Annotated in this window: 13 protein-coding genes; 9 read left to right on the top strand and 4 right to left on the bottom strand. The window is 40.1% G+C overall.

The features are described from left to right. Positions 1 to 86: 86 nt before the first annotated feature. On the bottom strand, positions 87 to 479 hold the full coding sequence (locus ACT3S9_RS14115) for a c-type cytochrome (RefSeq protein ID WP_441992878.1): 393 nt from the start codon (positions 477 to 479) through the stop codon (positions 87 to 89). Between the two features lie 159 nt (positions 480 to 638). Then, positions 639 to 1,289 carry an isoprenoid biosynthesis glyoxalase ElbB gene (gene elbB, locus ACT3S9_RS14110; protein WP_441994662.1) on the bottom strand — a complete coding sequence of 217 codons (651 nt, stop codon included), beginning with the start codon at positions 1,287 to 1,289 and terminating at the stop codon, positions 639 to 641. A gap of 531 nt (positions 1,290 to 1,820) precedes the next feature. Here elbB and polA point away from each other — a divergent pair. The 3 genes from polA to ACT3S9_RS14095 all read left to right on the top strand — a co-directional run bounded on the left by polA (position 1,821) and on the right by ACT3S9_RS14095 (position 6,047). Further along, on the top strand, positions 1,821 to 4,556 hold the full coding sequence (gene polA / locus ACT3S9_RS14105; protein WP_441992876.1) for a DNA polymerase I: 2,736 nt from the start codon (positions 1,821 to 1,823) through the stop codon (positions 4,554 to 4,556). A gap of 388 nt (positions 4,557 to 4,944) precedes the next feature. Beyond that, on the top strand, positions 4,945 to 5,529 hold the full coding sequence (locus ACT3S9_RS14100) for a YceI family protein (RefSeq protein ID WP_441992875.1): 585 nt from the start codon (positions 4,945 to 4,947) through the stop codon (positions 5,527 to 5,529). Beyond that, positions 5,526 to 6,047, top strand: coding sequence for a DUF1285 domain-containing protein (locus ACT3S9_RS14095; RefSeq protein WP_441992874.1), 522 nt, complete (start codon positions 5,526 to 5,528; stop codon positions 6,045 to 6,047). Before ACT3S9_RS14100 ends, ACT3S9_RS14095 begins: the two co-directional genes overlap by 4 nt. On the opposite strand, the gene yihA is transcribed toward ACT3S9_RS14095, so the two are convergent. After that, on the bottom strand, positions 6,044 to 6,706 hold the full coding sequence (yihA, locus tag ACT3S9_RS14090; protein WP_441992873.1) for a ribosome biogenesis GTP-binding protein YihA/YsxC: 663 nt from the start codon (positions 6,704 to 6,706) through the stop codon (positions 6,044 to 6,046). The genes ACT3S9_RS14095 and yihA overlap by 4 nt on opposite strands. 280 nt (positions 6,707 to 6,986) lie before the next feature. Here yihA and ACT3S9_RS14085 point away from each other — a divergent pair, with 280 nt between their 5' ends. From ACT3S9_RS14085 to ltrA, 4 genes are all read left to right on the top strand, one after another. Then, positions 6,987 to 7,619, top strand: a complete 633-nt coding sequence (locus tag ACT3S9_RS14085; protein ID WP_441992872.1) for a c-type cytochrome — start codon at positions 6,987 to 6,989, stop codon at positions 7,617 to 7,619. A 770-nt stretch (positions 7,620 to 8,389) separates the two neighbouring features. Continuing rightward, entirely contained in the window at positions 8,390 to 8,980 is a 591-nt protein-coding gene (yihI, locus tag ACT3S9_RS14080; RefSeq protein ID WP_441992871.1) for a Der GTPase-activating protein YihI, read from the top strand. Next, the gene (locus ACT3S9_RS14075) at positions 8,980 to 9,492 is read left to right on the top strand and encodes a DUF2489 domain-containing protein (RefSeq protein ID WP_441992870.1); all 513 of its coding nucleotides are present in this window, start codon (positions 8,980 to 8,982) and stop codon (positions 9,490 to 9,492) included. The genes yihI and ACT3S9_RS14075 overlap by 1 nt, the downstream gene beginning before the upstream one ends. An 807-nt stretch (positions 9,493 to 10,299) precedes the next feature. Next, a complete protein-coding gene (ltrA, locus tag ACT3S9_RS14070; protein WP_086960535.1) occupies positions 10,300 to 11,574 on the top strand; it encodes a group II intron reverse transcriptase/maturase in 1,275 nt (424 codons plus the stop codon). 120 nt (positions 11,575 to 11,694) lie between these two features. Here the strand turns inward: ltrA and hemN are convergent, their stop codons facing one another. After that, complete coding sequence (gene hemN, locus ACT3S9_RS14065; RefSeq protein WP_441994663.1) at positions 11,695 to 13,086, bottom strand: oxygen-independent coproporphyrinogen III oxidase; 1,392 nt, start codon at positions 13,084 to 13,086, stop codon at positions 11,695 to 11,697. An 875-nt stretch (positions 13,087 to 13,961) separates the two neighbouring features. Here hemN and ACT3S9_RS14060 point away from each other — a divergent pair. Together ACT3S9_RS14060 and ACT3S9_RS14055 are read left to right on the top strand one after the other, a co-directional pair. Next, positions 13,962 to 14,930: an IS30 family transposase gene (locus tag ACT3S9_RS14060; protein ID WP_086959932.1), complete on the top strand. Its 969-nt coding sequence runs from the start codon at positions 13,962 to 13,964 to the stop codon at positions 14,928 to 14,930. 108 nt (positions 14,931 to 15,038) lie between these two features. After that, complete coding sequence (locus tag ACT3S9_RS14055) at positions 15,039 to 15,809, top strand: NADP-binding protein (RefSeq protein WP_441994669.1); 771 nt, start codon at positions 15,039 to 15,041, stop codon at positions 15,807 to 15,809. Positions 15,810 to 15,828 lie beyond the last annotated feature (19 nt).

Genomic DNA, 15,828 nt, shown 5'->3' with positions numbered 1-15,828 from the left:
ACTACTAAATTAGTGCTGTTAACTTTTTGGTAATAAAAAAGGCTGGTTTAAACCAGCCTTTTTTAGTATTAAATTTAGTTTGTATACTACTTTTTAGTCATGAAGTCGATAGCAGCTTGTAGCTCATCATCTGAGCAGTCCATACATGTGCCTTTTGGTGGCATCGCATTAAAACCATTAATAGCATGATTTAACAAAGTATCTGCGCCTTTAGCTAAACGTGGTGCCCAATCGTCTGCTGATTTTGGTGCATCTAGTGCTCCGGTACCATGACAAGCAAAACAGGCTGCTTGGTAAACTTGTTCGCCAGTACGTGGGCCTGATGGTACTTCAGCAGCGGCTGCTTTATCACCTTCTAGGTAAACCGCACCAACGGGTGCAATACGTTTTTTAATTGCATCTTCAGCCATAGAGTTATCATACGGTTGTGCGTATGCGGTAGTTGCTAGCAATAATAATGCTGCTGATAGTTTTTTCATTTTGCCTTGCTCACTTCGAGTGGAACGTGATCAATCACGATAGATGACGGAATTTAAAACGATTATAACGCTTAGCCGTCATTTATAAAATGCTGGAACTGTTTTTTATTTGCAAAAAAATGTCATTTTTTTGCGCTAGCGCAAAAAATTATCTTAGTATCAGCACATTTTAAGCACTGCTGTTACTAACTTCTCAATACCTGCATCAGCTTCTAAAATAGACTCGGCGAGCATATAAGCGGGTGTTGTTACGAGCTTGTGCTGTTGATCAATAATAATTTCGGAAACTGGACAGGCTACATGCTCTGCACCTAACGCATTTATCGCACTAGCCGTATCTTGATCATCACCAATGGTTACTTTGGCGTTAGCTGAATAAATCAATGGGATCAAAGCAGGGGTAATACACATATAACCTGCGGGTTTATTATTATCAGCAAACGTTTTACAAGCTTTGAGCACATCTGTTTGAACGTGCGCCTGAGCTCCCTTTACTGCAAAGTCAGAAAGGTTTTTTGCTGCACCAAAACCACCAGGTAAAATTAAGGCATCAAAATCAGCAGCATCTAGCTCAGTTATTGGTTTTATTTCACCTCGGGCAATGCGCGCCGCCTCTACTAATACATTACGATCCGATGCCATTTCTTCACCGGTTAAATGGTTTATAGTGTGCATTTGCATAATATCAGGTGCAAAACACTGATACTCTGCGCCGGCCTTCGCAATGTGTAATAAACTGAGTACCGCTTCATTAACTTCAGCACCGTCATAAACACCACAACCAGATAAAATTACGGCTATTTTTTTCATTATATAAACTCCCTATGAAGTTGCTTGTACATAAAACCCATAGTTCAGATGGTAAAGCAGAGTAAGATAAACCGCAAAAATAAAAAGTTTACGGGCAAAGATCTGATTGTAACCAAGGTAACTCGCTCTATATGCTTTTTTAAAAGTTTGGTCAGTGTAAAAAAGTATAAAGGATCACTATGATCTTAGATCCATTGTGATAGAATGCTTGTCCGGTTATTTAAAAGGACTAAAATAATCCAGTATGAATAGCTAAAAGGAATTTGACTAAAACCTTTTTCCACATTGGTTTAAAATAATAAAAAAAGAACCTCGCATTATCTTTTTTATATATAAAACATAATCTTAAGTTATTTTTCTAGGTGTATTTAACACTTCGGAAGAATCATTTGTGGTTGTTATCTACATAGTTATCCACAACTTGTGCTAACTGTATCTATACACTGGTTATTAATTCACAGTCGTTTTCTGTGCGGCCTTATGGCATGCTTAACATTACTTTGTTTTTCTCATTTAGGATCCAATTACACCATGGCTCAGATCCCTGAAAATCCGCTAATTCTAGTTGATGGCTCATCTTATCTATTTCGTGCTTATCATTCTCCACCACATTTAACTAACTCAAAAGGCGAAGCAACAGGGGCTATTTATGGTGTGATCAATATGCTTAAAAGCTTGATCAGACAATACGATCCGAGTCATATGGTCGTGATATTTGATGCCAAAGGTAAAACCTTCCGTAATGATATGTATAGCGAATATAAAGCTAACCGCCCACCAATGCCCGATGACTTACGCACACAAATAGCGCCTATTCACAATATTATAAAAGCCATGGGTTTTCCGCTTATTAGTATTGAAGGGGTTGAAGCGGATGATGTTATTGGTACGTTTGCACGTATTGCCTCTGAGCAAAAGCGCCATGTATTGGTATCAACAGGCGATAAAGACATGGCTCAACTAGTAAACGAGCATGTCACTTTGATCAATACTATGACCGACAGTATTTCAGATCCCCAAACCGTGGTTGAGAAGTTTGGTGTTGGTCCTGAATTGATTATTGATTATCTCGCGTTAATGGGCGATAAAGTTGACAATATTCCTGGTGTTGAAGGTTGTGGTCCTAAAACCGCGGTTAAGTGGCTACAAAAGTATGGATCGTTACAAGGGGTGCTTGATCATAGTGCTGAAATCAAAGGTAAAATAGGTGAAAAGCTAGCCGCGGCAGTTGAGCATTTACCTCTTAGCTATGAATTAGCTACAATTAAGTGCGATGTTGAAGTTGAGTCAAATTTAGAAACCTTCAAGCTTCAAGCGCCAAATCGAGATGAATTAATTGCGCTTTATGGCGAATGCGAATTTCGTCGCTGGTTAGCTGAGTTGTTAGATAACCCAAAAGATACTGACACCCATTTAGCTGTACCAAGCGATGAAACTGAATTACCAAAAGTCGCTGATGCCAATTATGAGACTATATTAACCGAACAACAGCTCGATGCATTAGTAAAACAGCTTAACGAAGCTGAACTCTTCGCTTTTGATACTGAAACAACTAGTCTTGATTATATGCAAGCGCAATTAGTCGGTATGAGTTTTGCCGTTAAAACGGGTGAAGCCGCGTATATTCCCATAGCCCATGACTACCCAGATGCACCTGAGCAACTCAGCATTGAAACCGTAATGGCAAAAGTTGGCCCAATTTTAGCCGATGAAAATAAAGCTAAAGTCGGGCAAAATTTAAAATACGATAAAAGTGTGCTTGCCAATGCTGGGTTTGAGCTTAATGGTATTAAGTTTGACACTATGCTGGAGTCGTATGTATTTAATAGTGTCGGTACTCGCCATGATATGGACTCATTGGCACTTAAATACTTAGGTCATAAAAATATCAGCTTTGAAGAAATTGCGGGTAAAGGTAAGAAGCAACTTACTTTTAATCAAATTGAGCTTGAAAAAGCCGCCCCCTACGCGGCAGAAGATGCCGATATTACGCTACGTTTACATGAGGTTTTATGGCCAAAAATTGCGGCAGATGAAAAGCTAAAATCAGTTTTTGAAGAGATTGAACTACCATTAGTCAGTGTTATTTCAGATATTGAGCGCACTGGGGTGGCTATTGATAGCAAAATGCTAGCAGCGCATAGTCAACGTCTAGGCGAGCGCTTGATTGAGCTTGAAAAAGAAGCCTATGAAATAGCTGGCGAACCGTTTAACTTAAGTTCGCCTAAGCAGTTACAGGTATTGTTGTTTGAAAAGCTAGAATTGCCAATTATTAAAAAGACTCCAAAAGGCGCACCGTCTACCGCTGAAGAAGTATTACAAGAACTGGCTCATGATTACCCATTACCTAAAGTCATTATTGAGCACCGTGGTTTATCCAAGCTTAAGTCAACTTATACCGATAAACTGCCATTGATGGTAAATGAGCAAACTAACCGTGTGCATACATCGTATCATCAAGCGATAACGGCGACAGGGCGTTTAAGCTCTACCGATCCTAACTTACAAAATATTCCTATTCGCTCAGAAGAAGGTCGTCGTATTCGTGAAGCGTTTACAGCAGCCGATGGCTATAAAATTGTGGCTGCCGATTACAGTCAAATTGAGCTGCGTATTATGGCGCATTTATCGCAAGACAAAGGCTTATTAAGTGCCTTTGCTGATGGCCTTGATGTACATAGCGCCACCGCCTCAGAAGTTTTTGGAGTGAGCCTTGATGAAGTTACCAGCGATATGCGCCGTAAAGCAAAAGCGGTAAACTTTGGCTTAATTTACGGTATGTCGGCCTTTGGTTTAGCACGTCAACTAGATGTGCCACGCCATGAAGCCCAGCATTATATTGATAAGTATTTTGAACGCTTTCCGGGAGTGCTTGAATATATGGAATCAACACGTAAAAAAGCCGCCGAAAATGGCTATGTGGAAACAATTTTTGGTCGTCGTTTACATCTACCAGAAATTAACGCCCGTAATGGTATGCGTCGTAAAGGCGCAGAACGTGCAGCAATCAATGCACCTATGCAAGGTACAGCCGCCGATATTATTAAAAAGGCCATGCTAACGGTTCATAAGTGGGTTGCTGAACAAACGCCAAATACTGTCAAAATACTCATGCAAGTACACGATGAATTGGTTTTTGAAATTAAAAGCGACTGTGTAGAGCGCTACACTGCAGAAATTTGTAAATTGATGTCACAAGCCGCTGTGCTTGATGTGCCATTATTGGTTGAAGCTGACAGCGGCGACAATTGGCAGCAAGCCCACTAACTCTTCTAAGCAGAAGTGATCAGTCTATAGGCAATTCACTTCTGTTTTGAATGTACCTTGTAAAAAAAAGTAAATAGTTGAACGGGTATGTTGGTATTAGTTATATGTTTATCAATTCTATTGGTTTGTCCCCATATTTAGTTTATTTATTAATGCTTATTTGCTAAAGTCCGCCCGTCCTCATCCTGTAGGACATCCTGTTGATGGTGCACTCGTAAGGGTGCAACGTGTTGATAGCTTCTCTTCAGTTTGCTATACCGGCTCGCCTTATTTTGGGTGAGCCGATTTTTTCTTTTTGCTGTCTTTTTCCTGACTTTCTATTTATTGCACTAAACGCTGCAAGTGATAACATCAAAGCTCATTTATTAAATACCAAAGGAAATGCGTCATGGTTAAATCTCTTGCGATAGTCTCTCTTTCGTTATCTAGTTTATTAATGGCAGGATTTGCGCATGCTGATTGGCAGTTAAATAATCAGCAAAGTCGCGTAAGCTTTGTATCGGTGAAAAAAAATAGCATTGCTGAGGCTCATCATTTTAAAACCATTAGCGGTGAGTTATCAGCTAAAGGTGCTTTTACATTAGCTATCGACTTAAGCTCAGTTGAAACTAATATCCCAATTCGTAATGAGCGTATGGGTGAGTTTTTATTTGAAACGGCAACGTTTTCTAAAGCAACATTAACCGCCGATTTAGGTGATAAAATTAAACAGTTATCAGCAGGTCAACATGTACTAAGTGGCGTAAGTGCTGAACTTGATTTTCATGGTACGAAAAAGTCGCTAACAATTGATGTATTAGCTAGCGTGTCTGAAAAAGGCGATATAACTGTGTCATCATTTACCCCTGTTATCATCAATAGCGGTGATTTTTCTGTAACTGAGGGCGTAGCTAAACTGCAAGAGCTTGCAGGTTTACCGTCTATTGCTACTGCGGTACCAGTTACTTTTGCATTGACACTTAATAAGCAGTGATATCACTCAGTGATTTGGCGCAGCAGTTATCTGTGCCAAACAAGCCTTTTGATCTTTGGCAGCCAACTCATTGCGGACAATTACCTATTGTTATTGATGAGCAAGGAAGGTGGCATTACTGCCAGAGTGAAATAACTCGCATTGCGATGGTTAAACTGTTTGCTTCGGTACTTTGTAAAGAGGAAAATCAGTTTTACTTAAAAACGCCAGTAGAAAAAATAGCCATTACCGTACACGACGCTCCTTTTATTATTATTGATTGGTGCTTTGAACAAACCGGACAAGGGCAAGTACTGTGCTGTGTTGATAATTTACAACGCACGTGGCTGGTTACCAATGAGCAACCGTTACTGGTTCAAGATTATCAAGGACAAGATGTGCCGTATTTACGGCTACCTTATGGCTGTAGTGCGCGGGTATCTCGGAGCGTGTTTTACCAGTGGGCTGAAATAGCCGAAGCATCAGAGCATGGCTATTTCATTCAATCTGTAGGTGAGCGTTTCTACTTGTCTACTTAAGCGTCAGACTTAGGCGTTGTTTCATTATCAGTCGGTGGTACTGCAATAACAGGCCCCAAATACCATTCATCAAGCTTTTTAGCTACTTCTGGTAAGCCAGTCCCTTTTAATGACGAAAAAGCATGCACTGTAATATCACCTTCGAGTGCGCTTAATTCACGGCGAACCTGTAAAACTTGTGCTTTACGTGCACCTTGCTTTAACTTATCGGCTTTTGTTAGTAAAGCTAATATCGGAATTTCACTGCCAATTGCCCAATTAATCAAATCACGGTCTAAGTCTTTTAATGGGTGGCGAATATCCATCAAAATTACAATGCCTTTTAAGCTTTGGCGTTTTTGTAGGTATTCACCCAATGACTTTTGCCATTTTTTCTTCATTTCGATAGGTACTTTAGCAAAACCGTAACCCGGTAAATCTATAAGGCGCATATTATCCACTTCAGCCAATTCAAACGTATTGATTAGCTGCGTACGGCCTGGGGTTTTACTGGTACGGGCGATCTTTTGATCGGTTAAAGTATTTAATGCGCTTGATTTACCTGCATTAGAACGACCAGCAAAAGCGACTTCAATTCCCGTATCAGCAGGTAATTTAGTGATGTCTGGAGCGCTGGTTACGAACGACGCAGTATTATATTTGATACGAGATTTGAGCACGGGCTTTCCTAAGTACATAAGCAAAAAATAAAAGTAAACTAAATTTACTCAATACGCGTATTTTATACTATTACTGACGTATTCAAAAGCGTATTTAGCTATGCTAACTTAGGTTTAATGTACTTAAATAGCTTGTTTTAAACTTTATTTAGGCAAAACCCTATAATTTATAAGCTTAATACGGGCAGAAAACGTGCCAGAGAATTTATTATCGTGTAGAATATAGAAATCACAACATCCATATTGTAGATGGCACAGGGTCGGAAACAGAGAATTCACCATGAAAAAAATAGCACTATCTTTAACTATATTGCTTGGTGCGTTGTCAGCAAGCAACGCAACAGCATTCGATGGCGATGTAAACGCAGGTAAAGAAAAATCAGCAACGTGTGCGGCTTGTCACGGCCCAGACGGTAATGCACCGGTTAACATCTACCCAAAAATTGCTGGGCAACACGCAGATTACATATATAAGCAACTTACTGAATTTAAACTCGGTATGACTTCAGGTGGTAAAGAAGGTCGTATGGAGCCAGTAATGAGCGGTATGGCAATGCCTTTAAGTGACCAAGATATGAAAGACTTGGCAGCCTATTTTTCATCTTTGAACATGAGCGAAGGCGCAACGCCTGAAAATGTGGTTGAAGCAGGTTCTATGCTTTTCAAAGCAGGCGATGTAGAACGTGGTATTCCATCGTGCGCCGCATGCCATGGCCCTCGTGGTAATGGTTCTTCATTGGCAAACTTTCCAAAAATTGCTTTTCAGCATCCTGAGTATATTAAGTCACAGCTTGAAAAGTTTCGTGAAGGTACACGTAATAATGACCATAACGAAATGATGCAAGATATTGCTGCCAAGCTAACGGATAAAGATATTGAAGTATTATCTAAGTACCTTGGTGGCTTGCACTAAAGTTGTATTTATTTAATGCTTAGATAGCACTAAAATACAAAAAGTTATTTAAAAAGCAGCATTAGCTGCTTTTTTTGTTTTTGTAATCTGACTGATATTACCTTTTTACTTGTAAGACATTGACTATACTTGTGTGTAAGCTAAAGCTTAATTTTATTTTTGTTTTTATTTTAAGTTAATGTTATTAAACAAAGTTGTCTTGTTGCAATATGTTTTATGTAAGAAAAGATATATAAATTAGTTGTAACGAAATTATTAATGCGTAAATTATCCCCTGTCGCTTAAAAAATAAAAACAATATGGAATTAACTATACGGAAAGTAGCGCGTCAACAATATAGGGGATATAACATCGGTTGGTGTTAATAAGGGAACTAACTAAAAAAGAGTCATTGAAGACCGAAAATAATAAAAGCTCATGGAAGTTTAATAATAAAAACAAAATGGAATGGTACATGGAAGATAATAAAAATAACAATATGGAACAATAGTAATAAAAATAATAAAAATAATAAAGACTAAAAAGTCGAAGGGAGAAGAGTCCAGTTAAATGGCGCTCAGATTAGCAGGCGGTAGAGATGTTTTCTCTACCGCCTTTTTATTTGTGCTGTTACAATAGAGATGAACATATTTAAGTCACTTGAATATGTGGTGCGCGAGTCGTTGAGTCACCCAACCTCAACCCGCACAGAAAAAATTCTCCTGGCAAGGCCAGCACTGCGACGCCAAAATGCGCGTTGCGCAAAACCTCTTAAGTGAGACGAGCAAGATATGAGTAGAAAGAAAAAGTCACGCAAAATTCCATCAAACGGCCCGGTACGCTTAAGCCAAGATAAACTTAAAGAAATGCGTGCGTTAAAAGAGCAACGAGTAAAGAAAACCAAGGGGGCTAAGCCGGGCTCTCGTAATGCACCTGAAGCACTCAACAATGAAACTTCAGGTGGTAATCAGCAATCTAAAGATAAGCGTGTCGGTAGTAAAAAGCCTATCTCATTGGTGCCAGTTAAAGCTGAGCCAAAAGTTGAGATGAAGCGTCATTTAAAGCCGCAAGCAGAGCTTAAAAAAGCAAGCCAACCAGAGCTTTCACCAGAGCAAGAGTTAGCGGCACTGGAAAGTGACGAGCGTTTATTAAAGCTCGTTGAGCTACACGAGCGTGGGCAATTATTAACGGGTAAAGATGCTAAGTATTTTAATAGCCGCATCGCCCGTCATCAGCAACTATGTGAAACTTTAGGTATCGAAGACGAACCTGAAGATGACTTTGATGATGAAGAATTAATTACAGAAGGTAATAGTGATTTCGATCAGTACTTATCGGACGATTTAGCCAGCGAATGGCTAGATGATGAGGATGAAAAATAATGGATATGATGATCTTAGCTCTGTGTGTTGGCGCTGCGATCATCGCAGGGCTAGCATTTTACGCAGGCCAACTTCTTTATAAACTAAATACCCAAAAAAAATATATTGCACAGCAGCAGTTAAAGAAACAGCAGGAGTTGGCGAAGTCACGTCAGCAGCGAAATTTAAAGCTTGCTGATAGTATTCATTTAATTGCTCGTGCGATGAATGAAGAGCAGTGCGAGTTCTCTGAAGGGTGCTTACGTATTTGGGTATTGATGTCACAATACAGTTTTGAGCAAGAACAAGACCTTACTGAGCGTTACCCAGGCATTTATGCTATGTATGATGTGGTAAAAGATATGCCTACTCATGAGGCTCGTAAAAAGTATTCGAAGAAGGATGTTTTTAAACAAGATACTGCCCGCTGGCGTGCTGAAGAGGCAAACACCGCAGCAATTAAAGCAGACTGCGAAAAGCTGATTGTTGATTTTAAAGCCGAGCCGGGTAGCGATAAGGTTGTGTTTAACTAACCTAAATGGTGCTCAAGAGATTTGTTCGGTACTTAGTTAATATAAAAAGCAGACTAGAGTCTGCTTTTTTTGTTTGCCCAGCGAAGCTGGCAAACCCGATAGGCTGAAAGATGCCTTATCACCCTGACTAAGGGGAAGATAATCTGAATGGCAAGGGCGTCACTGGCCAACGGTGGGGTCTGAAGGAAGCCATAAGAAGTTAGAGGTACACAACTAACCGTAACCTGTTTCGGCAGTATTGGTGGGTCAGCGTGCAAAATAGCGCAACGCCCTATACTTAGTCAGACCAATACTGTGCTTGAGGGTGGGATTTCTAACAGGGAGCCAGTGCAGTAACTGGGGAAGCCTGGCATCTAAACTTAATGAGAGTAAGTGGCCTAAATTCAAGGTGAAAGCCAAGATTTAGTGTCGGTGTGAGGTGGCAGATGAACCCGTAGTAGTGAGTAAGGCTAGGCCGATGAAAGCCAGTAATGGTGTGGAGGGGAAAACCAAGCCGACCATCAACATTATGTTTGATGGGGTCAACTTTAGCCAAAAGCTTTAATTGATTGCGAAGGGGGGAAGTATTCTTTAAGCGTATGAAAGACGGGAACTTTTGTTTATCGGCTCACAAGTATTTCGACGGAAATAGCCAAAATATGACGGCCAAACAGGAATGTAGACGCTGAGAATTGAAGGGCGAGCAATGGAGTAATGACTGACCACTTAGGCAGATTGCCAAAAAAGGCTAGCACACCTAATGTCATCATGAAGAATCAGCGATAAGTAGAGTGACACGAGCAGACATACCGCAAGCAAAGGCAGAAAATGACAGTTTACTACAGCTTGTACGGACAATTATTAGACATTAATAACCTGTACAAGGGATTCAAAAAAGTGAAAGCAGCTAAAGGAGCGGCCGGAATAGATAGGCAGACCGTAGGCGCATTCGCCCTGAATTTAGAAGCAAACTTAAAACAACTGCAACTTGAGCTGCAAACCAAGCAATATAGGGCACAACCTGTCAAACGGGTGGAAATACCCAAAGATGATGGCGGTGTCAGAATGCTAGGTATCCCCGCAGTTCGAGACCGAATAGTGCAACAAACACTATTGAACATACTCCAACCGATATTCGACATCGACTTTCACCCATCGAGTTATGGGTATAGGCCGAAACGAAGCTGTCATGACGCTATCAGTAAAGCAAGTGTATTTATCCGTAAATACCATCGCGACTGGGTCGTAGACATGGATTTGTCGAAGTGTTTTGACCTGCTTGATCATGCTTTGATAATTAGGAGTGTTAGACGCAAAGTGACGGACGGTAGTATTTTAAAACTGATTAATCAGTTCTTAAAAAGCGGAGTAATGATAGGTGAACACTGGGAGGCTAGTACGATAGGAAGCCCACAAGGTGGCGTAATTAGCCCGTTATTGGCCAATATCTACCTAGATGCTTTCGATCAAGAAATGAAAAAGCGTAATCACCGAATAGTGAGGTATGCAGATGATATCTTGATTTTGTGCAGCACAGAAAAAGCAGCGCAAGAAGCACTTAAGGCATCCACCCAGATACTAGAGCGAGACTTGAAATTAACCGTGAACCAAAATAAAACCCATATTGCTCATAGCAGCAAAGGAGTGAAGTTTTTGGGAGTAGAGATAGGTAGCCAGTGGACACGGATACAAGCATCAAAACTCATCGGGTTTAAACAAAAAGTGAAGCAATTAACAAAACGTAACGGCGGCATAAATTTAGCAGAAGTAATAAAACGGCTAAATCCAGTTGTGCGCGGTTTTGTAAATTATTTTAGTATAGCCAATTGTAAACGAGAGCTAAAAGCCTTGGCAGGTTGGATCAGACGAAGACTAAGGGCAATACAGCTGAGGTTGTGGAAGAAGCCATCAAGGCTACATCGACGACTAAAGCAGTTAGGAAAAAAGCCACCGTTTAAGTTCATTAAGATGAACTCGTGGCGTAACTCACTAAGCCCTTTATCTTGTGTATCGATGCCAAACCAATGGTTTGAGGAGCTTGGTTTATATCCAATAGAAAAAGTGAATACGGGATGGCTTGCTTTATCGGCGTTTAGGAAATAAGTTGATAAAATGTGAAGGGTACAGGAGCCGTATACGAGGTCCGTACGTACGGTTCTGTGAGAGGGATGAGGCATAAGCCTCACCCTACTCGATGTTTTTATTGGGCTTGTGCGTACGTATTTAAATAACTCGAGAAAATCGAGTGGCGTTAACTTGTTTTTGTAAATGGGCGTCAAAACACATACAAATAATGCGAATAAATAAGTTTCCACGCGGTGTTACCTTAATTTTACTCCCCTCAATACAGACCATTCCATCAGCAATTAACGGCTCAAGGGCTTTAATTGAGTCGCTAAAGTAATCATTAAAACTGATATTAGCATCAAAATTAAGTGCGAATTTAGTCTCGATGCTTTGTGTATCTAATTCAAAGTGACAAATAAGCTGCCTTATTACTTCTGCACGAATTATATCGTCTTGGTTTAAGTCTATACCTTTAGTAATTGCACTGCCGTGCTGAGTCTCAATTTCATGATAATAGGACTTTAAGTCTTTTTTATTTTGTAAAATAGCGGTGCCAATTTGTGAAATTGATGACACCCCTAAACCGAGTAAATCACAATCGCCATGAGTGGTATAGCCTTGAAAGTTACGATGTAATTGTTGGCTATTTTGTGCGATAGCTAGTTCATTGTCCGCTTTTGCAAAGTGATCCATACCTATAAATTGATATCCTGCCTGTATCATTTGCGCTAGAGTATTTTTAAACATAGTCAGTTTATCGTTCGCGTTTGGTAAGTCAGCATCTTTGATTTTCCGCTGAGCGGCAAATCGCTCTGGTAAATGAGCATAATTAAATACAGAGACTCTATCAGGGCTGAGCGCTATTAATTGCTCAATAGTTTGCTTAAAGCTCTCAGGTGTTTGCAGTGGCAGGCCGTAAATCATATCGGCGTTAATCGATTTAAAGCCAAGCTCGCGAGACTCAGTAATTAAGCTTTTTACTTCATCAACACTTTGTGGGCGGTTTACAGCTAATTGCACGTCGTCATTAAAGTCTTGAATACCAAATGAAACACGATTGAAACCTAATAGGCGTAATTGGGTTAGCATTCCTTTAGCAAGTGAACGAGGGTCTATTTCGATAGCGCGCTCTGCATCTATGGCAAAATTAAAATTTTGATTTAATACACTAATTAAACGGCTCATTTGCGCTTGGGTTAGAAAAGTCGGGGTGCCGCCACCAAGATGCAGTTGCTCCACTTTATAATGTTTAAATAAAATAGCTTGAGCGATGATTTCCTTTTCAAGGTAATCGATATACACGTCAGCTTTGGACTGATGACGAGTAATTACCTTGTTACAGCCACAGTAGTAACAAAGCTGGCTACAAAAGGGGATATGAATATAAAGCGATAACTTGTTGCTGCTTGAGGCGTTTATCGCACTTATCAAATCTTTCTGCTGATAACCTTCTGAAAATGATAAAGCGGTCGGGTAAGAGGTATACCTTGGTCCAGACACATTATATTTATTGATTAAGTTTTTATCCCACTTTGGTAAATCAATCATCACGCGCACCTTTAACATTCATAAGGCGGGTAGTATAAAAAAAAGCCCTGACAGGTTTATTGATCTACAACAAAAAAGAGCGCTGAATTGCGCTCTTTTTAAGATAAGTGCTGGCGATGTATTGTAATTTAAACTGAATCACCGTTTTATTGAGTGCGGCAACAGTTCATGGGCATGGTTCGCGGTGCTATTCAATAAGGTATTTATAGCCGATAGACTGCTATTAATGTCTTCAGCAACTACGGTTTGCTGCTCTGTTGAAGTGGCTATATGATGACTTTGATCTTGTACTTTAGTTATTGATCGCAGCTGCGCCGTGGCATTGACTAACTGCTCAGTAAGAAACCGTAACCTTGGCCATTGAAGCGAGTGTCTTCGACTATTTTATTAAGCTGTACATCTACCCCTTCCAAAACCAACTAGGCCTTGCTGGTTATTATAAGCCGGTTGCAGTACTGCAGCAGAAGCGTCGCCGGTAGTAAGATCTACCGATATAGAGCTTACGTATAAATGATTTAATTTTAGTGCGGATTATTAATAAAGTTTTCGACCACTTTACCGTAACGTGAAAAGTAACCTTGTATAGTAAGTTGTTCAGATTTAAGGTACGTTTGGGTTTCGCGTTCTATCGCATGACGTGATAATGAGGCGATATGATTGACAAAAAAACTGGAAGCGATGATCAGTAATACACTGAGAGTTCCGCCAATCAGTAAAAGTATTTTCTCTAAGTGATAAATTATCGAGGATAAAGTGTAAGTTTTATTATTAATTAGACTCTATATAACCTAAATTCGGATAATAAGTGCAATTTCTCAGATTAGATGGCCAGCTGTTATAATTCGGCCATTTTCTCGCCAAAGGAAATTGCTTTAATGAAATATAAACAGCTGACACAAGAAGAAAGATACCAGATTTACGCGTTAATAAAAGCAGGAAATAACCAAAAGCAGATAGCTGAAGAACTAACTCGTTCACCGTCATCTATTTCTAGAGAGCTAAAACGCAATAAAGGACTTAAAGGCTATCGGCCTAACCAAGCCAATAACTTTGCTGAACAAAGACGTAAGTCATCTTTCAAAGCAAGTAAGTTAACAGAGGACGTCACTCACTGGATTAATAAATTGTTGCATGACGGACTTTCCCCTGAGCAAGTGGCAGGCCGCTTAGCTTTAGAGAAACAGGTCGTTTTACATCATGAAACAATTTATCAATATATTTACAGAGACAAGGCTCGTGGTGGCAAGCTACATAAGACACTCACTCGTGCATGTAAAAAGTATAAAAAACGCTATGGAAGCTATGATAAACGTGGACAGATAGTTAATCGAGTCAGCATTGATGAACGCCCAAGTATTGTGGATTCAAAGTCTAGGATTGGTGATTGGGAGGGCGATACAGTGATAGGTAAAGGGCGTAAAAATGCGCTTGTCACAATGGTTGAACGTAAAACGTTATATACAGTCGTTCACAGAATTGAAAGCAAGCATGCGAAAATAACAGCCGATGCGCTGATCACGTGTATGACACCATATAAAGGTAAGGTTATTACCGTGACGTTAGATAATGGAAAAGAGTTTGCTCACCATGAGCATGTTGCACAAAAATTAGAAGCTGATGTGTATTTCGCTCATCCCTATTCATCATGGGAGCGGGGCATAAATGAGAATACCAACGGCTTACTTAGACGCTTCTTCCCCAAGGGAACTGACTTTATGGCGCTAAGTGAAGCAGAGATACAGGCGGCAGTTGATAAGCTCAACCATCGGCCAAGAAAAACAAGAGGGTATAAAACCCCTCATGAATTATTTACGGGGCAATCAGAAGTTCTGGTGGCTGCATAATGATTGCACTTAATACTTGAATTCAAGTAATCATATCTTTGGCATAATCGCTATTAAGTACGATTAAGCCAAGACAATAATTTTTTACAAGGTAAGGATTATCTGACTATGGGAACTAAAAATAATAATTTAGTTGTGCTAGGGGCTGGCTGGTTAGGCCATGCTTTATGTTTAGATGCCAAGAAAAAAGGTTGGCAGGTGCAAGGTACACATCGAAGCACCGAACATAACCATGATTTTTTAAGACAGCTAGAGCTTAAAGGTAATCAGCTAATTCATCAGCTTGATTTAGAAGATGCATTTTGGGTATGCGCTATACCACCGCGTAGCCGTGACGATGACAGTGACTATTTGGTTACGCTTGAAAAGTCATTGGCGCTTGGCAAAAACCTAAACTGCAAAGGCTTTATATTGTGCTCATCAACAGGTGTCTATAATAGCGATAACCAGGTTTACGATGAACAAAGTGACATTACTTGTACTACCCAACGGCAACAGCGTTTGTATGACGCAGAGCAGCTTGCCTTAGGGGCTGGGGCAAAGGTAATTCGCTTAGCAGGGTTACTTGGTCCAGAACGTGAGCCAGGTCGATTTGTGGCTGGTAAACAACTTAATAGCTCAAGCCAGCAAGTCGTTAACATGGTGCATCAGCAAGATGTAATAAATGCCATTAATACGTTAATACACAACTGGCAAAATGCGGCATCTGTTTATAATGTGGTTAATCCGTTTCATCCAACTAAAGCTGACTATTACCGTCAAAAAAGCCAACAACACGGTACGGCTATGCCAAGCTTTTTAGGTGATGAAAAAGCCGAACGCATTGTTGATGGCTCGGCTATAGAGGGCTTAGGTTTTAATTATCAATACGATATATAAAAATTATTTAAAAAGTCGT

Origin of the sequence: Pseudoalteromonas sp. AOP31-A2-14 (assembly GCF_052378035.1) — a bacterium.
In the GTDB taxonomy this organism is placed as follows: Bacteria; Pseudomonadota; Gammaproteobacteria; order Enterobacterales; family Alteromonadaceae; genus Pseudoalteromonas.
Note: the sequence above shows the minus strand (reverse complement) of the source record. Positions and strands in the feature narration are given on the sequence as shown.